Source organism: Roseovarius sp., assembly GCF_027019125.1.
Taxonomy (GTDB): domain Bacteria; phylum Pseudomonadota; class Alphaproteobacteria; order Rhodobacterales; family Rhodobacteraceae; genus Roseovarius.
Map to the genome: position 1 here is coordinate 420,385 of NZ_JALUXE010000027.1, position 19,019 is coordinate 439,403.

The following is a 19,019-nucleotide window of genomic DNA, read 5'->3' on the forward strand; positions in this document are numbered from 1 at the left end:
GGGAGGGCGGAACGCCTGCCCTCGTAGGTGCGCATGCGCCCGGAGTCTGCGCAAAAATTCAGGAAAGCCCGAAATAGTGCAGGGTATTTCTCAGAAATTCCTTGATCTGAATCAAGGTTACACGCAAACGTTACCCACCGTTATTCGGCGTGAAAGCTGGCGGAACTTATATAATCAACAGGATGAATTAATGGAACCTATTCAGCAATCTGTCGTCGCCCAGTGGAATGAACTGCAGCTTCAAGTGATCCGCGAGGGCGGGCCTGCTCCCACACCCACAACCTATCAACTGCACCTTGCAAACTCGGCGATCTACGATGCCTATGCCGCATTGTCCCCGACCGCCTCGGGCCACTATTCCGAGATCGAGACGTCGCTCGAAAACAACGATGCAAACTTGGCCGAGGCGATCAGCTATGCGGCCTTCACGGCCATGAGCCAGCTTCATCCTGAACGCGCCGCTGATTTCGAAGCCTTTCTGATCGACCTCGGATACGACCCGGCCAATGTCTCGACCGATCCCGACACGGCGGCGGGTCTGGGCAATCTGGCGGCACAGAATGTCTTTGCCGCCCGTGCCGATGATGGCTCGAACTTCGAGAATGATTTTGCTGATACCACCGGTTTCGTGCCCGTGAACGAGGCCGATCCGACCTCGGATCGCGCGCCGGGTGGCGAGAATTTCGATCCCAACCAGTGGCAGCCGCTGCGCGAGCCGAACGGCACGCTGACCGATGAGAACGGTATTCCGATCTTTGACAATGACGATCCGAGCACCTTCAACGACCAGCAGGCGTTGACCCCGCATTGGGGCGGTGTGGATGGCTTTGCCCTGACGTCGGGCGATCAGTTCCGCCCGCCCGCACCGCCGCAACTGGGCGACTTTTCCGAGTATGTCGATGGGCTTGGCAACGTAACCACGGGCGATGCCGCCTATCGCGCACAGATCGGCGAAGTGCTCGAAATCTCGGCCAACCTGACCGATGAACAAAAGCTGATTGCCGAATACTGGGCCAACGGCCCGCGCGGCGAGACACCTCCGGGGCACTGGTTCCAGATCGCTCAGGATCTGGCGCTGCGCGACGGTCATGGCAATGCGCAGGACGCCGAGATGTTCTTTGCGCTCAGCACCGCCATTTTCGACGCCGGTATCGCGACCTGGGAGGCGAAATACACCTATACCTACATTCGCCCCTACTCGGCCATTCGTGACCTCTTCTTCGATCAGGAAATTCAGGCATGGGGCGGTCCGAACCAGGGCACCCAGACAATCCTTGGCCAGAACTGGCTGCCGTATCAGGATGTGACGGCCCCCACGCCGCCCTTCCCCGAATTCGTTTCGGGTCACTCGACCTTTTCGGCAGCCGCCGCGCGGACCCTGGCCGCCTATCTGGGCAGCGATGCCTATTATGATGGCACCAGCCTCAGCAACTATGACCTCGACGGTGTCGAGGGTCTCGACCTGCTTGGCGAATTCGTCACCTCTGACCTGACCTTCGAGAACCGCGCCGATGGCGGTGATCCGATCGTGCTGCGGTGGGAAACCCTGACCGAGGCGGCGCAGGAAGCGGGACAATCCCGCATCTTCGGCGGCATCCACATTCAGGACGGCAACTTGTTCGGTCTGCAAGTGGGCGAGCAGGTTGCGGCCAATGCCCAAGCACGGTGGAGTGCGCTCTTCACCAACGGCGGGTCGGATTTCACCACCCTCTCCGATGCCGGTGATGTTGCCCTTGCGGGGGCCGGCAATGACAGCGTCGTCGGCGGGGCCGGGGACGACACGATCGAGGGCGGCGCAGGCGATGACGTGCTGGCGGCCGGGGATGGCAACGATTTCGTTCTCGGTGACGATGGCGCTGACCGTATCGGCGGCGGCCTGGGCAATGACACGATTGACGGCGGCGCCGGCGATGACGTGATCGGCGCGGGCCGAGGCGATGACATCGCCGCAGGCGGTGACGGCAATGACGTGGTCAGCGGCGGTGCCGGCAATGACACGCTGGGCGGTGGCGCAGGCAACGATTCGATGTCGGGCAGCTTTGGCAACGACAGCATCGATGCAGGCGACGGCGATGACATCGTCGGTGGCGGCACCGGGCAGGACACGATCCTGGGTGGCGCGGGCAATGACCAGATCGGCGGCGGCGAAGGCGATGACGATATCTTCGGCGGCGACGGCGACGATTTCCTCGCCGGTGGCGGGCGTGACGACATCATCGACGGTGGCGCAGGCAATGACACGATCAATGGCGGCGCTGGCAATGACATTATGTCGGGCGGCGAAGGCGCGGACCTCTTCGTGTTCAACGAATTCGTCGCGGGCGATTTCGACATCATCACCGATTTCGAGGTGGGCGTCGACAGCTTCTTCATCCGTGTCGATGACCTCGACAACGGCGGAAACGGGCTTCAGGGCTTTGTTGACGCGCTTGGCATCGTCGATACCGTGGCCGGTGCCCAGTTCAACGTGAACGGCAACGATGTGCTGGTCGAGGCCGTGCTGGCCGCAGATCTGACGCTCGACAGCTTTACCTTCCTGTGATCGCGGGCGGGGGGCGGATGCCGCCCCCTGTCACCGCCTGACAGGCGCAGGCCACAAAAAACAAAGGCCCCGAGAGGGGCCTTTTTCATGCGGCATTCGTCTGAAGGCTGTCACTGGTCGGGCTGAGAGGATTCGAACCTCCGACCCCCTGCTCCCGAAGCAGGTGCGCTACCAGGCTGCGCTACAGCCCGACCGTGAGACAGGCGATTATACCGCGTGGCGGGGCATTGCAAGGGGTTTCGCGGTGTTTTGCCCGCGCTGCGCAACCGGTCCGAAGGTCGGATTGACAGGGCAGGGGCCACAGGCGTCTAAAGGGCGGGTCACGCATGCCCATGCCCATCGGAGAACCGCAGATTACGCAACGCCGCACCCATATCGACAAGGTTCTCGAGGAATCGCACTCTGCCTCCGCGCCCGCGCGCTCGCGGATTGTCGCCTCTTGGCGGCGCTCGATGCTCAAGCATGGGCTAGACCCCGCCGAACGTCGCGCGCCGGGGCGGGTAGAGGCCAGCGATCTTGTTGCCCGCCAGGGCGCGCAGGCGCAATTCCTGCAAGTGGCCGCGCCCAAACTCGATCAGCTCTTCGGCCTTGTCGGCCATTCCGGCTGTGCCGTGCTCCTGACCGATGCCGAGGGGGTCGTGCTCGATCAGCGCTGCGCGCAGGGCGATGCCGCGATCTTTCAGGATTGGGGGCTCTGGCAGGGGGCCGATTGGTCCGAGGCGTCCGAGGGCACCAACGGGATTGGCACCTGTCTTGCCGAGGATCGCCGTGTCATCATCCACCGGGATGAGCATTTTCTGGCGCGCAACACCGCCATGAGCTGTATGGACGCGCCGATCTATGGCGCGGATGGGCGCATCATCGGCGCGCTCGATGTGTCCTCGGCCCGTTCCGACCAGACCGAGGCATTCAACCGCCTGATCGCCGCGATGGTGGCCCAGACCGCCCGCCAGATCGAGGCCGACAATTTCCGCGCCGCCCATCCGCGCGCGCGCATTCTCTATGCCGACCACGACGAAACCGAGGCGGCGATGCTGCTCGCGGTCGATGCCGATGACATCGTCGTCGGCGCCACCCGCGCCGCGCGCAAGGCGTTCAATCTGGGGGCCATCGGGCCGATCCGCCCCGTTCCCGCCTCTGACATCTTTGGTCGCGAGGATGGCCCCAGCGGCTTTGAGCGGGCCGAGCGGGCGGCGGTGATTCGCGCCCTTGCCCGCGCGTCGGGCAATGTGTCCGAGGCGGCGCGCGCCCTGGGTATCGGCCGCGCCACGCTCTATCGCCGGATGAAACGGCTGGGGATCGGTGAAAACCTGCATTGATGTGTCTCACTCCTGAGACAGGTGGGCCGCCCGGTGCCCCGCCCCCCCGGTGACGCAAGCCTGGGCAGGTCGCATTCTCTGGTCATTCCCGGCGGAGGACCGGGCGCAACCGGAGGAACCCCAATGAACGAGATGACCCAAGTCGCGGGCAGCTATGCCTCGCCCTTCAAGACACGCTATGACAATTTCATCGGCGGCACATTCGTGCCCCCCGTCAATGGCCGCTATTTCAACAATATCACGCCGATCACCGGCGAGGTGATCTGCGAGGTCGCCCGCTCCGACGCGATGGATGTGGAACTCGCTCTTGATGCCGCCCATGCCGCCCGCGAGGCCTGGGGGCGTACCTCTGCCGCCGAGCGCTCGAACACCCTGCTCAAGATCGCCGATGTGCTCGAGGCCAATCTCGACCTTTTGGCGCAGGCCGAGACATGGGACAACGGCAAGCCCATTCGCGAGACGACCAATGCCGACATCCCGCTGGCCGTCGATCATTTCCGCTATTTCGCAGGCGTCCTGCGCAGCCAGGAAGGCACCATGTCCGAGATCGACCATGACACGGTCGCCTATCATTTCCACGAACCCCTGGGCGTCGTGGGTCAGATCATCCCGTGGAATTTCTCGATCCTGATGGCGGCGTGGAAACTCGCCCCGGCCTTGGCCGCTGGCAATTGCATCGTGCTGAAACCGGCCGAACAGACCCCTGCCGCGATCATGGTTCTGGCCGAACTCGTCGCCCCTCTTTTGCCCGCCGGTGTGCTCAACATCGTCAACGGCATGGGGGCCGAGGTTGGCGCGCCGCTCGCCAAATCCACCCGCATCGCCAAGATTGCCTTTACCGGCTCGACCGCGACAGGGCGCAAGATCATGGAGGCCGCGACCGAGAACCTCATTCCCGTGACGCTGGAACTGGGCGGCAAATCCCCCAACATCTTCTTCTCGGATGTGATGGCCGCCGATGACGCCTTTCTCGACAAGGCGGTCGAGGGCTTTGTTCTCTTTGCCTTCAATCAAGGCGAGGTTTGCACCTGCCCCAGCCGCGCGCTGATCCAGGAAGACATCTATGAAGAGTTCATCGCGCGCTGCATCGCCCGCGTGAAGGCCATTCAGCAGGGCGACCCGCGCGAGATGACCACAATGGTCGGCGCACAGGCCAGCCTGCAGCAGTTCGAAAAGATCATGTCCTATTTCACCATCGGTGTGGAAGAGGGGGCCGAGGTGCTGGTCGGTGGCGACGCTGCCCGCTTCAACGGCGAGATCGCGGGCGGCTATTACATCCAGCCCACCATCCTCAAGGGCCACAACAAGATGCGCGTGTTCCAGGAGGAAATCTTTGGCCCGGTCGTGTCCGTGACCACCTTCAAGGACGAGGCCGAGGCGCTCGCCATCGCCAATGACACGATGTACGGGCTTGGGGCCGGGGTCTGGACCCGCGATGGCACGCGCGCCTATCGTTTTGGCCGCGCCATCGAGGCGGGCCGCGTCTGGGTCAACAACTATCACGCCTACCCCGCGCACGCGGCCTTTGGCGGCTACAAGCAATCGGGCATCGGGCGCGAAACCCACAAGATGATGCTGGATCACTACCAGCAGACCAAGAACATGCTGGTCAGCTACAATCCCAACAAGCTCGGGTTTTTCTGAATCGTCCATCGGTGCGGACATGGGCCGTCGGGGGATCCCCGGCGGCCTTTTTCATGCCGGGCGGGCAGGGCTCTTGGCTATGGCCCGTGCGACGTGCAATCTGGCACAAAAGGGGCCGGGCATGATCGTGCAAATCCTGAACGCATTGGGTGGCGTGGGGCTCTTCCTTCTGGGGATGGAGCTTATGACGGCGGCGCTGCGCGAATTGGCCGGGGCCGACCTGCGTCGTCGCCTGGCGCGCGTCACCGCCTCTCCCCTGCGCGGGGTGCTGACCGGGGCCCTGGCGACGGCGCTGATCCAGTCCTCGACCGCCGTGACCCTGATCACCATCGGCACGGTGGGTGCCGGCCTGCTCAGCTTTGCGCAGGCCATCGGGGTGCTCTACGGGGCCAATATCGGCACGACCATAACCGGCTGGCTGGTGATGGTGCTGGGGCTCAAGCTCAAACTCGGGGTGATCGCGCTGCCGCTCCTGTTTGCGGCGGCCTTGCTCTCGCTCCTTGGGCAGGGGCGTGCCGCTCGGGCGGGGCGGGCGCTCTCCGGGTTCGCGCTTTTGTTCATCGGCCTCGACATGATGCAATCCGCCATGACCGGGGCAGAGACCCTTTTGCACCCCGGTTTTTTGCCCGGGGACGGGTGGGGCGGGCGGCTCGTGCTCGTGGCGCTTGGCATGGGGCTTGTGGCGCTCATTCAGTCGTCCTCGGCAGGCATGGCGCTGGTGCTGGTGCTTTTGGGGACCGGTTCGGTCAGTTTCACCCAAGCGGCGGCGCTGGTCATTGGCTTCAACATGGGCACGACCGTGACCGGCCTTCTTGCGAGCCTGGGCGGGGCGCGGCCGATGCGGTTGACGGCGCTGGCGAACCTTCTCTTCAATATCGGCACGGCGGGGATGGCCTTTCCCCTTCTTGATCTGATGGTGCCGGTTCTGCATGGCACGGGGCTGGGCACGGATGATCAGACCGCCCTCGTGCTGTTTCACACCGGCTTCAACCTTTTGGGCACGGTGCTGTTCCTGCCCTTTACCGCCCGCTTTGCCGTGCTGGTGGAACGGCTGGTGCCCGAACGCCCTGTGCCACTGGCCCAAGGGCTTGATCCACGCCTGCTGGCGGATGAAGGCGCGGCGCTCGATGCCGCGCAGGGCGTCGCGGATGGTCTGCGCGGCGCGCTCTTTGCCGCGCTGGCCAAGGCGCTTGGGCCCGAGGGCGATCTGCGCGCGCTGGCCTCTGTCTCGGTGCAGGGGGTCGAAGCGGTGAAGGCGCTCGAGGCCTATCTTTCCCGCTTGCGCATGGCCCCCGACCGGCGGGCCGAGCAGGCGCGCTATGTGCTGCTGCTGCATCAGATCGACCATTTCCAGCGCCTGCTGGAACGCTGCGGCCAACGCGACCGTATCGACATCCTGCGCGGTGAGCCGCTCTTGCGCCGCGATGTGGCGGCGCTGGCCACGGCGCTTGCCCGCGGGGTCGAGGCGCGTCGCTTCTCGCGTTTGCGGGCGCTGATCAAGACCCGCGCGGCCCGCTTTCGCCGTGGCACGCTCTTGCGTGAACACGTGGGGCTGATTTCGGTGCCCGAGGTCTTTGGCCGCACCGATGCCCTGCGCTGGCTGGGGCGCGTGGCGGAACATGCCGAACGTCTGACCCTGCATGCCGAAGAGGCCAAGGTCATTCCATGACAAAGGCCCGCGCTTGCGCACGGGCCTTTGCCTGAAATCTTGCCTGGATCAGAGGCTTGCGTCGAGCGCCGCCACGATGGCATCCCCCATTTCCGAGGTCGAGACCGGCGTTACACCCTCTTCGCCCAAGAGATCGGCAGTGCGCAGCCCGTCCGCCAGCACCTTTTCCACGGCCTTCTCAAGGCGCGTGGCCTCTGCCCCTTGGTCGAACGAATAGCGCAGCGCCATGGCAAAGCTGAGGATACAGGCGATCGGGTTGGCCTTGCCCTGACCGGCAATGTCGGGGGCAGAGCCATGCACCGGCTCATAGAGCGCCTTGGGCCGGCCATTGGCCATCGGCAGGCCGAGAGAGGCGGACGGCAGCATACCCAGAGAGCCCGTGAGCATCGCCGCCGCATCCGACAGCAAATCGCCAAAGAGGTTGTCGGTGACGATCACGTCGAACTGTTTGGGCCAGCGGCAAAGCTGCATCGCGCCTGCGTCCGCATACATATGGCTCAGCTCGACATCGGGGTAATCCGCGTCATGCACCTTCTGAACGACCTCGCGCCAGAGAATGCCCGACTCCATGACATTGGCCTTTTCCATGGAACAGACCTTGTTGCCCCGCTTGCGCGCCAGCTCGAACGCGGCACGTGCCACGCGGTCGATCTCGCTCTCGGTGTAGCGCTGCGTGTTGATGCCGACGCGCTCGTTGCCTTCGGTGAAAATGCCGCGCGGCTCGCCGAAATAGATGCCGCTGGTCAATTCCCGCACGATCATGATGTCGAGACCGGCCACCACATCCCGCTTGAGGCTTGAGAAATCCGCCAGCGCGTCAAAGCATTGCGCCGGGCGCAGGTTGGCGAACAGGTCCATTTCCTTGCGCAGCCGCAAGAGGCCGCGCTCGGGTTTCACGCTGAAATCGAGAGCGTCGTATTTCGGGCCACCCACGGCCCCCAAGAGCACGGCATCGACCTCTTGCGCCTTTGCCATCGTGTCGTCATGCAGCGGCGTGCCGTGCTTGTCATAGGCGGCCCCGCCCACCAGATCCTCGGAGACGTCGAACACCAGCCCGCGCTTGGCCCCGTACCAGTCGATGATCTTGACCACCTCGGTCATGACCTCGGGGCCGATACCGTCACCGGGCAGAATAAGAAGCGATGGGTTGCTCATGGGGCGTTTCCTTGGCTTGCGTTGGATGTTGCCCGTTGGCCTATACGCAAGCCCCGGAATGGTCAAGAAACCCCGATGTTACGGCAGGCTCAGATCGACCCAGACCAGCCGATGACGGCTGGCCGTGGCGGCCATATCCTCCTCTGGTGTGCCGTCGGGCGGCCAATGCACGCCTGCATCCGCGACCCTCAGGTCGGCAGCGGGCAGGATATAGGACACCCGCCGCGCGCCGGGGCCGGGCGGGGGCCAATCGACGGTTTCCAGCCTTGCCGCCTTGTCGCCGAGGCCTGTCGGGCGCGGGTCTTGCAGGCGCGGATCGGCCAAGAGGGCGCGCAGTGCTTCAGGCCGCCCCTCGCCGATCTCGGGGTCCAGATTGGCAACGCCCATCAGCACGAACCGTCCCCTTGGCGGCGGCCCAAACGCGCCATCAAGGTAGAGTTGCCAGAACCGGAGCTCATCATGGTTGCGCCGCCCGTTCAGATCCTCCGGGCCGTCAAAGACCGGCGGTGTGGCATGAAAGATCATCACCTGCAACGGCCCCGAAGGCAGCTGCACCGGCACCACCCAATGCGCGCGTGACGACAGGCGTTGCGCCGCTTGTGCGGCCTCCGAGGGAAAAGGGGCGCCGTCCCGCCGGGGCAAGAGCGCGCCGGGCAGGTCCCGCCACAGAAACGCGGTGAAGTCCCGCGCGTCCGCAGCCTCCACGGGATAGCGTGACAAGAGCGCCATGCCACCCTGACCGGCAAAGGCGCCATATCCCTGCGCATCCCGCGGCCCGCCGCGCCGCCCGTCGCCGTCCATGTCGAGCCCGGTGGCAAGACCTGCATTCGGGGCGCGGGCAAAGAGGTGATCGTAGCGTGGCCCACCCCCGTCGGAAATACGGTCGCGCAGCGCGCTCAGTGCAAGCAGGTCAAGGTCGTAATCCACCCCCTGCAACACCAGAATATCCGGCTGGGTTTGCGCCAGCACATGCAGGATTGCCGCAATCTGCGCATCGTCGCCCCGCCGCAAATCCCGCAACAGCAGGCCCGGCCCCGCGCGTGCCAATTCCACATTCCAACTCGCCAGACGCAGTTTGTCGGCATGGGCGGGCAGCGCGCAAAAAAGCAGCGCCAGAAGCCCCGCGATCAGGTGCGTTGCAGCCTCTTTGCGATCAGCGCGTCGCCTTCGGCATAGGCACGGCGGCGCTTGTCCTCGATCATGTCGGCGATCCGGCTCATCGCGATACCGCGCATCAACATGCTGGCAGGAAGAAACGCCCATGCGGTCATCGTCCAGATCAAGGTTTGCGGTTGCGAGATCGAAATCGGGTCAACCATGTCCGAGGCCGCGCGCACCGCGGCTGGAATCAAGAATGGCAGCAAAGATCCTAATACAACGTTAAGACCGGCATCCCGCCGCAACCGGTGCAGCACGTCGCCGCCGCCCGTGGGATCAAAGAGCGGAAGGTTGATCCAGACGTTGAACGCCCCCGACCGCACAGGCCAGCCCAGAAACCGCACCAGCGTCACGAAATAGAGGATCATGACCAGCGACAAGGTATAGGAAATCCCCGAGGCGATCCGCACCATGTCGATCAGCGCGGCATCGGCATCCGCAGGCATCATCAGCACCACCAGACGCACGGGGGAATAGGGGAAATCGATGGCGTTGCCCAAACCCCGGCCGAATTGCGTCACCCACTCGGTCGCTCCGGTCGGGTTGGTCGTGCCGCGCACGATCAACGACAATGACACGAGGATGGCGGCCAATGCAAAGAACTTGGATCGGTTGAACGGCGGGGCAAAGCGGAATTCGATGATGCTGGGATATTTGCCGTAATACTCGATAAAGGTCATGAAACCCGCGAGGATCGAGAGCACGATCACGATCTGAGCAGTATCCGCACCTGTGGAGGGCACGACCAAAGAGGGCGTGGCGACCAGGATCGCAATCATAATGGCGCGCGCTAGCGCCCCTGGAATCAGTGAAAACACTGCCCTTTCCCCTTCAACTTGGTCGGTCGCGATACTCTGCCGCGCCCTTGTTCCAACTTGATCCCACACTTTATGGCGGACTGCCTCAATCTCGCCCAATTTTTGCCTACTTTTACCAATCACCACAAGCTCTTGGTGAATGAGACAAAAGATTTAGGGCCTATTGAGGGTCCAAGTGGTGCAGGAATGCATCAAACTTGGTTCAACTTTGTGGCGTAAGGGGCTGTAAACACTGTATCTTGTGGCGCCTGCTAGGGTGGGCACAAGGCGCTTGGGCAAAAGAAAACGCCGCGAATTTCTCCGCGGCGTCCTTTCCTGCGTTGCGGCCCGGTTCAGACCCAGGGGCGCGCCTGCGCCGCCTGCGCCTCAAAGCTTTGGATGGCCGCGGCCTTTTCCAGCGTCAAGCCAATGTCGTCCAGCCCCTCAAGCAGGCAGTGCTTCTTGAAGGCATCGACCTCGAAGCTGAAAACCTGACCTTCCGAGGTCGACACGGTCTGCGCCTCAAGGTCAATCTCGATACGCGCATTGGCGCCCTTCTCGGCCTCTTTCATCAGCACATCGACCTGCTCTTGCGGCAGGGCAATCGGAAGGATGCCGTTCTTGAAGCAGTTGTTGTAAAAGATATCGGCAAAGCTCGGCGCGATGATGCAGCGAATGCCGAAATCCTTGATCGCCCAGGGCGCGTGCTCGCGGCTCGACCCGCAGCCGAAATTGTCGCCCGCAACCAGTATCTGCGCTTCGCGATACTGCGGCTTGTTCAGCACGAACTCGGGGATTTCCTTGCCCTCGCTGTCATAGCGCATCTCGTCAAAGAGATTCACCCCCAACCCCGACCGCTTGATCGTTTTCAGGAACTGCTTGGGGATGATCATATCGGTGTCGATATTGATCAGGGGCAGGGGGGCGGCAATGCCGCTGAGTTTCTCGAACTTTTCCATCACATCATCTCCCTTACATCCGTCAGATGCCCCGTTACCGCTGCCGCCGCCGCCATGGCGGGGCTCATCAGGTGGGTGCGTCCGCCCCGGCCCTGACGCCCTTCGAAGTTGCGGTTCGAGGTGGCCGCACAGCGCTCGCCCGGCGACAACTGGTCGGGGTTCATCGCAAGGCACATCGAACAGCCCGCAAGCCGCCACTCAAAACCGGCCTCGATGAAAATATCCGCCAGCCCCTCTTCCTCGGCCTGCGCCCGCACGAGACCCGAACCCGGCACGATCATGGCGCGTTTCACCTTGATCTTCTTGCCCTTCAGGATTTCGGCAGCGGCCCGCAGATCCTCGATCCGGCCATTGGTGCAAGAGCCGATAAAGACGGTGTCGATCTCGACTTCGCTCAGCTTCTGTCCGGGCTTGAGGCCCATGTACTCCAGCGACCGGCGGGCCGCGTCGACCTTACCGCCGGTGAAATCCTCGGGCGCGGGCACGGTGGCGGTAATCGGCAGCACGTCCTCGGGGCTCGTGCCCCATGTGACGACGGGGGCAATATCCTCGCCCTTGAGTGTCACCACCTTGTCCCAATGCGCGTCGTCATCGGAATAGAGCGTTTTCCACCAGTTGAGCGCGGCTTCCCATTGCGCGCCCTTGGGCGCGTGCGGCCGGCCTTTCACATATTCGAATGTCTTTTCATCCGGCGCGATCAAGCCTGCGCGCGCGCCGCCCTCGATCGCCATGTTGCAGACCGTCATGCGGCCTTCCATGCTCAGATCGCGAATGGCCTCGCCGCAATATTCGATCACATAGCCGGTGCCGCCCGCCGTGCCGGTGGCGCCGATCACCGAGAGCGTGATGTCCTTGGCGGTCACGCCAGGGCGCAGCTTGCCGGTGATCTCGACCTTCATGTTCTTGGCCCGCCGCTGAATCAGCGTCTGCGTTGCCAGCACATGCTCGACCTCGGATGTGCCGATGCCATGCGCGAGCGCGCCAAAGGCACCATGCGTCGCGGTGTGGCTGTCACCGCACACCACGGTCATGCCGGGCAGGGTCCAGCCCTGCTCGGGGCCGACAATATGCACGATCCCCTGGCGCACATCCGACACCGGATAATAATGAATGCCGAAATCGCGCGCGTTCTTGTCCAGCGCTTCGACCTGAATACGGCTGTCCTCGGTCATGGTGGCGGCATTGGCGCGGTCGAGCGTGGTCGGCACGTTGTGATCGGGCACGGCGATGGTCTTGTCGGGGGCGTGCACCTTGCGCCCGGCCATCCGCAGCCCTTCAAAGGCTTGCGGGCTCGTCACCTCATGCACGAGGTGGCGGTCGATATAAAGAAGGCAGGTGCCATCTTCGGCCTCATGGGCCACATGGGCATCCCATATCTTGTCATAGAGTGTCTTGGGGGACATGCGTCCTCTCCCGTTTTGCTGGTTGGATTGGCTAAGAGACGTCACGAAAAGGCGGCGCGCCTCATAGGCGCGCAGTAATGCTGCGCATCGCCCCAAAGAACCTCCAGGGCAGGCGCGCGCGATCATCCATGTCGAAAACCCGTGTCATGCACCGCAGATACAGTGCCGCCGCCCCTCTATCAAGAGGGTCGCGTGCCGCGATGCGGTCAATGCCGAGCCGCCCGCGCTTCATCTGGCCCGAAATACCTCGGGGGAGTCCCGGATGAAATCCGGGACGGGGGCAGCGCCCCCATCCCGCTTTTCAGATCAAGGCTTGTCCCCAATCTCGCCTGTCAGGGTAAAGAGCCGCTTGGGATCGCCCGCCGGTTCGATCCTGAGCGCGCCAACCCCGCGCTTGTCCGCGAATTGCCCGGTGCCGCTGACCAGTTCCCAAAACCCGTCATCATGCAGGGCAGGCTTGTCGGCCCCTTTCATGAACACGGCGCGCACGGTGAACTTGATGACCGCCACATCGCCGTTTTCCGCCTCGAACCGCAGATAGCCGCGCGGATCGCCCCCCAGAGGCGGCTGAATGTCATGCCAGCCGAATTCCGTGACCTTTGCCCCGGCCAGCACGCCCTCTCCCTCGGATACGCCTTCGCGGCGCACCGCCAGCACGAAATGCGGGGTGCCGTCGCCCATCTCAAAGCGCATCTGCTCTTGCGGGTCCATGACCGCGCTGACGGATACGGGCGCGGCCATCGCCCCGCCCTCCAGCAGCAAGGTAATTGCGCAAAGCGCCGCAAGGCGCGCTGTCCCAAATCTAAAATGCATTTGTGGTTCTCCTAAGAAACGATCTGTCCAAGCCTGATCGGCCGACAGGCAAAGCTTTTCACGCAGGCACCACGCGCTCAACGGTTGTTTGATTTCAGTCAGTCACTTATGCGTGCAAACATCGTGATTTCGGAATGTATAGGGGCCACGCTCAGTCCGACGACAGCATATAGCCCTCGCCGCGCACGGTCTGCAGGTAGCGCGGCTGCTTGGGATCGCTCTCGATCTTGCGGCGCAGACGGGTGATCTGCACATCCACGGCGCGTTCCTGCGCCTGCCCGCCATCGCGGCCCAGGTCCTCGACCAGCTTGGCGCGACTCACCGGCTTGCGCAGGTTCTCGGCAAAGATCCGCATCAGCTGCACCTCGGTCGCGGTCAGGCGCACGGGCTTGCCCGCGCGGCTGAGTTCCGCGCGCTCGATGTCATAGCGCACCGGCCCCAGATGCACGATCTTGGGTTGCACCGGCTCCTGCTCGGGCTCGGGCATCCGGCGCAGGATCGCGTTGATCCGCAGCAACAGTTCCTTGGGCTCGAACGGCTTGGGCAGATAGTCGTCCGCGCCCGCCTCCAGCCCCTCGATCCGGTCGGGGGTTTCTCCCTTGGCAGTCAAGAGCAGGATCGGCGTCTTGTGGGTCGCGCGCAGCGCGCGGGTCAGTTCCACCCCGCTCTCGCCGGGCATCATCACATCCATCACGATCAGGTCGAAATCCAGCCCCGCCAGCACGCGGCGCGCATGGCCTGCGTCGCGCGCCACGGACACCAGGAATCCATGCCGTATCAGGAACTTGCGCAAAAGGCCGCGAATACGCTCGTCGTCATCCACAATAAGCAGATGGGGGGCGGGCTCGGTCATGTGTCACTCTCCCGGATGGCGTGATAACGGCGGCGCAAGTCTGGTTCCATCATCGCCTCAAGCACCTGACGGAACCCGGCGACAGCCTGCGGCCCCGCCGCCCGATAGGCGGCGCGCATCCGCGCGCGCTGTGCGTCCGACAGCTTGCGCTCAAGCGCCGCCCCCGCTTCGGTCAAGGTCAGGTGCCGCTCGCGCTTGTCCGTGGTGCCGACCCGGCTCTCGACCAGCCCGTCCTCGATCAGGGTGCGCAGCACGCGGTTCAGGGATTGCTTGGTCACACCAAGGATCGCCAGGAGGTTGTTGACCGTGGTGCCGGGGCTGCGCGCAATGAAATGGATCGCCCGGTGATGCGCGCGCCCATAGGCCAGGGTTGCAAGGATACGGTCGGGATCGGCGGTGAAACCGCGATAGGCAAAAAACATCGCTTCTATGCCCTGACGCAACTGCTCGTCGGTGAGAAACAACAGGTTTTCGCCGCTATGCAGTTCGGCCATGCCCAGGCTCCGTTCACAATCATCACGTCACATATTTCATATTAAGTCAGCTTTGTTGACATTCCAAGATCAAACTGCTACCGAATCTCAGTTTTTGCGCAATAATATGTCCGAGGTGGACATAACTAGCGCAATAAATGCAAACATCGCAAAGGGAAAGCGGAAATGTCTGGCTATGACGATCGGGACGGCAAAATCTGGATGGATGGCAAAATGGTGGACTGGCGGGATGCCAATGTGCATATCCTGACCCATGCGCTGCATTATGCCAGCTCGGTCTTCGAGGGCGAGCGCTGCTATGGCGGCAAGGTCTTCAAGAGCCGCGCCCATTCCGAACGCCTGCTGAAATCGGGCGAGCTGATGGATATGAAGATCCCCTACACCGTGGACGAAATCGAGGCGGCCAAGCGCGCCGTGCTCGAGGCCAACAACCTCACCGATGCCTATGTCCGCGTCGTCGCCTTCCGGGGGGCTGGCCTCGACATGGGTGTTGCCGCTGCGCGCAACCCGATCCGCATGGCCGTCACCGCCTGGGAATGGGGCAACTACTATGGCGACGCCAAGATGAAGGGCGCCAAGCTCGACATCGCCAAATGGAAACGCCCCAGCCCCGAGACGATCCCCGTCGCCGCCAAGGCCGCCGGTCTCTACATGATCTGCACCATGTCCAAACATGCCGCCGAGGCCAAGGGCTGCTCGGATGCGATGTTCCTCGATTATCGCGGCTATGTGGCCGAGGCGACCGGGGCCAATATCTTTTTCGTCAAGGATGGCGAGGTGCACACGCCGCTGGCCGATGCGATCCTCAACGGCCTCACGCGCCAGACCGTGATCGGCATGCTCAAGGATCGCCAGATCAAGGTGCACGAGCGTCATATCATGCCCGAAGAGTTGGAAGGGTTCGAGCAGTGCTGGCTAACCGGCTCTGCCGCCGAGGTGACACCGGTCGGCCAGATCGGCGATTACACCTTCGAGGTGGGCGCGATGACGCGCGAGGTCTCGCAGGCCTATGAGGCTCTCGTGCGCGCCTGATCCGTACAAGGCCTTGGCCGAACCCCGGCCCTAATTTCGCCGCAATCGCCGCCCGGCCCTGCCGGGCGGCGTTTTTTTGCCGTTTTGACCGGTTGATTCGCCGCAATTTCACGCCGCGCCGCCATTCGATCCCGAAAAAGGCCGTTTCGCAACTCTCCTTAAACGTGTCAGGAATGTGGCGCGTCCGCGTCCCGCGCCCCGTCTAAAGCCGCAAGGGTTCTGGCGCGCGGCCCAGATCGCCCCACGTTTCCAGGACTGCAACATTACGCTACGTCGCAACCCGTTTCTGGCAACCAAAGCGGTATTTTTCCCCCTATCGCAGCGGTAATGCGCGACGTATCCATTGGTTGTTTCGAGAGGTGGGACAATCCGGCGCGCAACCCCCTATGCGATCCGCGATGCCGTCAACAGTTCGAGGGACAGTTTGTGGTTAAAATGTGGCGTGATCTGGCCGCATCCAGCCAAAATGGGCATGGCGCATTGTGGCGAAACATGGGCGTCCACAGGGGGTGGTGTCATAACCAGACGAGAGGTGGCGGAAGGTGAAAACATCCCTGAGTTGTATTTTTTCGAGGTCCTTGACTTGATCAGGGGCAAAGTGCATCAACATGTAAGTTACGTTAATAATTAGTAAATCTGGAAATGACAGGCAGTGGGGGCATTGGCCGGTCGTATCCTCGGGGTAAATTACATTGCCGAAGTCATATGCGAAAAGTGATAGATTACTAGGTCAAAGCCTGCCGATCTCTGGCGACAGTTTCGCCAAGTTTCGGACATAATTGCAACGCTGTGCCGGACGACAGGCGCGGCACGTGGCAACAGGCTGGCCAGAGTATGTGTAAACGGTTTTGGGGTTTCGAGATTCTGGGGAGTGCTGCCATGCCATTGCGATCCGTTCCGGTGCCGTTGCGCCAGGTAGACGCGAAATTGATTCACAATCCGACGGCCGGATTGAAAACCTTTCAAGTCTACGGACATTTCTTCAAGCGGGTACTGGACATCCTCGTTGTCCTGCTTTCGGCACCTGCCGTGCTCTTGGTCGTGGCTGTACTCTGCGTGTTGATTTCACGGGATGGCGCGTCGCCCTTTTACGCGCAGGATCGTGTTGGCAAGAATGGACGCATCTTCCGGATGTGGAAACTGCGCAGCATGGTGCTGAACGCCGATGCCCAACTCGAGAGCTATCTTGCGGCCAATCCCGCCCGTCGTCTGGAATGGGACGAGCATCAGAAACTGCGCCATGATCCGCGTATCACCCGCATCGGTCGCCTGATCCGCAAGACCTCGCTCGACGAATTGCCGCAGCTCTGGAACGTGCTGATCGGTGACATGTCGATCGTCGGCCCGCGCCCGATGATGCCCAACCAAAAGGCGCTCTATCCCGGTCGTGGCTATTACGCGCTGCGCCCCGGCATCACCGGCTATTGGCAGATTTCCGTGCGCAACGAGAGCAGCTTTGCCGAACGCGCCAACTTCGATACCAAGTATCTGCGTGAGCTGTCCCTCTGGACCGACCTGCGCGTGATGCTCTGCACCTTCCGCGTGGTCTTCTGCGGGACCGGCTGCTAGGCGGCCCCGCCGCCCCTGCCTGCGCGGGACAATCTGGCCGGCACTGGCGCATTGATGCACCTTGCCGCCAAAATCGCGGCGCATCGGTCTGAATCTATTGAAATTCATCGGTTCTGGCACCTAGGCTGTCCGTGCCGTCTGGCGCGGCGGGGCGCGCTGCGGCCCGCTGCCAGACCGGCGAAACAGTCAAAGAGGTGCCCGGCGCGTCATGCCCAATGCTTTGGCCTACCTGATGCTGGCCGCCTGGCCGCTGATCACGCTGGTGATGTTCCGGCGTTGGCCCATCGAGCGTGCGCTGATCTGGTCGCTCTTGGGCGCCTATATGTTCCTGCCGCCGCCGCCCGCCGCCTTCGATTTCCCGCTGGTGCCGCCCCTGACCAAGGAATCGCTGCCCAGCCTTGCCACCTTTGCCATCTGCCTCATTCATGCCAAGGCCCGCGCGCCGCTCTTGCCCAAGAGCCTGCCGGCCCGCGTCCTTGTCGCCCTCTTCATCCTGAGCCCCATTGCCACGGTCCTCACCAATGGCGAGCCGGTCTTCTATGGCCGCATCGGCCTGCCTGGGCTCGGGCTCAAGGACATGGTGGCGCTCTGCCTCCTGCAAGCCATCCTGCTCTTGCCCTTCCTTCTGGCGCGGCAACATCTGGCCACGCCTGAGGGGCTGCGCGAACTGGTGATGGCGCTGATGCTGGGCGGGCTGATCTATTCCCTGCCGATGCTCCTCGAGGTGCGGCTTTCTCCCCAGCTCAACTTCTGGATTTACGGCTATTACCAGCACAGTTTCGAGCAGACGATGCGCGCGGGCGGCTTCCGCCCCATCGTCTTCATGTATCACGGCCTCTGGGTGGCCTTTTTCACCGTCATGGCCATGACCTGCGCCATCGCACTGGCGCGCGAGGCGGATGTGCGACGCCGCATTCTTTACCTCTTGGCGGCGCTTTATCTTGGCGGTGTTCTGGTGCTCTGCAAATCGCTGGGCTCGCTGATCTATGGCGTCTATCTGGCCCCGCTGGCCCTCTTCCTGCCCACGCGAATGCAAATCCGCATCGCGGGGCTGATGGCGGTGGTGGCTGTTGCCTATCCGGTGCTCAAGGGCGCAGGCCTGATCCCGGTCGACTGGATTCTCGAACAGGCCGCCAAGGTGGACCCCGAGCGCGCCTATTCCCTGCGCTTCCGCCTCGATAACGAGGATATCCTGATGGAGCGCGCCCTCGAAAAGCCGCTGTTTGGCTGGGGCAGCTGGGGGCGCAACCATATCCTCAATCCCGTAACCGGCGTGATCGAGACCGTGACCGACGGCCGCTGGATCATCCTGATCGGCATCTTCGGCTGGGTCGGGTATCTGGCGGAATTCGGCCTTGTCGCGCTGCCGATCCTGATGCTCTGGGTCCACGGGCGCCGCCTGGGTGATGCCGCCCATGTGCGCCTGATCGGCCCGGTGGCGCTCTTGCTCGCCATCAACCTGATCGACATGCTGCCCAATGCCACGCTCACGCCGCTCACATGGCTTTTTGCCGGCGCGGTGCTGGGCCTGACCGAGGTGACGCATATTCAGCGCCCTGCCACAACGCCCCGCCGCTCCCCGGGCTGGCGGCCGATCATGTGAGGCGCGCGC

15 protein-coding genes and 1 tRNA gene are annotated in these 19,019 nt (G+C 63.0%); 7 read left to right on the forward strand and 9 right to left on the reverse strand.

Going from position 1 to position 19,019, the window contains the following annotated elements; all coding sequences use genetic code 11:
- Positions 1–190 precede the first annotated feature (190 nt).
- Positions 191–2,542: a DUF6851 domain-containing protein gene (locus MVC20_RS10295; RefSeq protein WP_297540997.1), complete on the forward strand. Its 2,352-nt coding sequence runs from the start codon at positions 191–193 to the stop codon at positions 2,540–2,542.
- Positions 2,543–2,656: 114 nt separating this feature from the next.
- On the opposite strand, the gene MVC20_RS10300 is transcribed toward MVC20_RS10295, so the two are convergent.
- A tRNA-Pro gene (locus tag MVC20_RS10300) sits at positions 2,657–2,733 on the reverse strand.
- Positions 2,734–2,994: 261 nt separating this feature from the next.
- Here MVC20_RS10300 and MVC20_RS10305 point away from each other — a divergent pair.
- From MVC20_RS10305 to MVC20_RS10315, 3 genes are all read left to right on the forward strand, one after another.
- A complete protein-coding gene (locus tag MVC20_RS10305) occupies positions 2,995–3,861 on the forward strand; it encodes a GAF domain-containing protein (protein ID WP_297541447.1) in 867 nt (288 codons plus the stop codon).
- A 123-nt stretch (positions 3,862–3,984) separates the two neighbouring features.
- Positions 3,985–5,505, forward strand: a complete 1,521-nt coding sequence (gene adh / locus MVC20_RS10310; RefSeq protein ID WP_297540999.1) for an aldehyde dehydrogenase — start codon at positions 3,985–3,987, stop codon at positions 5,503–5,505.
- A 121-nt stretch (positions 5,506–5,626) separates the two neighbouring features.
- Complete coding sequence (locus MVC20_RS10315) at positions 5,627–7,174, forward strand: Na/Pi symporter (protein ID WP_297541001.1); 1,548 nt, start codon at positions 5,627–5,629, stop codon at positions 7,172–7,174.
- A gap of 48 nt (positions 7,175–7,222) precedes the next feature.
- On the opposite strand, the gene leuB is transcribed toward MVC20_RS10315, so the two are convergent.
- The 8 genes from leuB to MVC20_RS10355 all read right to left on the reverse strand — a co-directional run bounded on the left by leuB (position 7,223) and on the right by MVC20_RS10355 (position 14,806).
- On the reverse strand, positions 7,223–8,329 hold the full coding sequence (gene leuB / locus MVC20_RS10320; protein WP_297541003.1) for a 3-isopropylmalate dehydrogenase: 1,107 nt from the start codon (positions 8,327–8,329) through the stop codon (positions 7,223–7,225).
- A 78-nt stretch (positions 8,330–8,407) separates the two neighbouring features.
- Positions 8,408–9,382 carry an endonuclease/exonuclease/phosphatase family protein gene (locus MVC20_RS10325; protein ID WP_297541005.1) on the reverse strand — a complete coding sequence of 325 codons (975 nt, stop codon included), beginning with the start codon at positions 9,380–9,382 and terminating at the stop codon, positions 8,408–8,410.
- 74 nt (positions 9,383–9,456) lie between these two features.
- Positions 9,457–10,266, reverse strand: coding sequence for a hypothetical protein (locus tag MVC20_RS10330; protein ID WP_297541007.1), 810 nt, complete (start codon positions 10,264–10,266; stop codon positions 9,457–9,459).
- 371 nt (positions 10,267–10,637) lie between these two features.
- Positions 10,638–11,243 carry a 3-isopropylmalate dehydratase small subunit gene (gene leuD, locus MVC20_RS10335; RefSeq protein ID WP_297541009.1) on the reverse strand — a complete coding sequence of 202 codons (606 nt, stop codon included), beginning with the start codon at positions 11,241–11,243 and terminating at the stop codon, positions 10,638–10,640.
- The gene (gene leuC / locus MVC20_RS10340; RefSeq protein ID WP_297541011.1) at positions 11,243–12,646 is read right to left on the reverse strand and encodes a 3-isopropylmalate dehydratase large subunit; all 1,404 of its coding nucleotides are present in this window, start codon (positions 12,644–12,646) and stop codon (positions 11,243–11,245) included. The genes leuD and leuC overlap by 1 nt, the downstream gene beginning before the upstream one ends.
- Positions 12,647–12,952: 306 nt before the next feature.
- Entirely contained in the window at positions 12,953–13,459 is a 507-nt protein-coding gene (locus MVC20_RS10345) for a hypothetical protein (RefSeq protein WP_297541013.1), read from the reverse strand.
- A gap of 151 nt (positions 13,460–13,610) precedes the next feature.
- On the reverse strand, positions 13,611–14,312 hold the full coding sequence (locus MVC20_RS10350; protein WP_297541015.1) for a response regulator: 702 nt from the start codon (positions 14,310–14,312) through the stop codon (positions 13,611–13,613).
- Entirely contained in the window at positions 14,309–14,806 is a 498-nt protein-coding gene (locus MVC20_RS10355; protein WP_297541017.1) for a MarR family transcriptional regulator, read from the reverse strand. Before MVC20_RS10355 ends, MVC20_RS10350 begins: the two co-directional genes overlap by 4 nt.
- Positions 14,807–14,971: 165 nt before the next feature.
- Here MVC20_RS10355 and MVC20_RS10360 point away from each other — a divergent pair, with 165 nt between their 5' ends.
- The 3 genes from MVC20_RS10360 to MVC20_RS10370 all read left to right on the forward strand — a co-directional run bounded on the left by MVC20_RS10360 (position 14,972) and on the right by MVC20_RS10370 (position 19,010).
- Positions 14,972–15,838, forward strand: a complete 867-nt coding sequence (locus tag MVC20_RS10360; RefSeq protein ID WP_297541019.1) for a branched-chain amino acid aminotransferase — start codon at positions 14,972–14,974, stop codon at positions 15,836–15,838.
- Between the two features lie 879 nt (positions 15,839–16,717).
- Positions 16,718–17,407: a sugar transferase gene (locus tag MVC20_RS10365; RefSeq protein WP_297541021.1), complete on the forward strand. Its 690-nt coding sequence runs from the start codon at positions 16,718–16,720 to the stop codon at positions 17,405–17,407.
- A 208-nt stretch (positions 17,408–17,615) separates the two neighbouring features.
- Positions 17,616–19,010, forward strand: coding sequence for a hypothetical protein (locus tag MVC20_RS10370; RefSeq protein WP_297541023.1), 1,395 nt, complete (start codon positions 17,616–17,618; stop codon positions 19,008–19,010).
- The last annotated feature ends 9 nt before the right edge of the window (positions 19,011–19,019 follow it).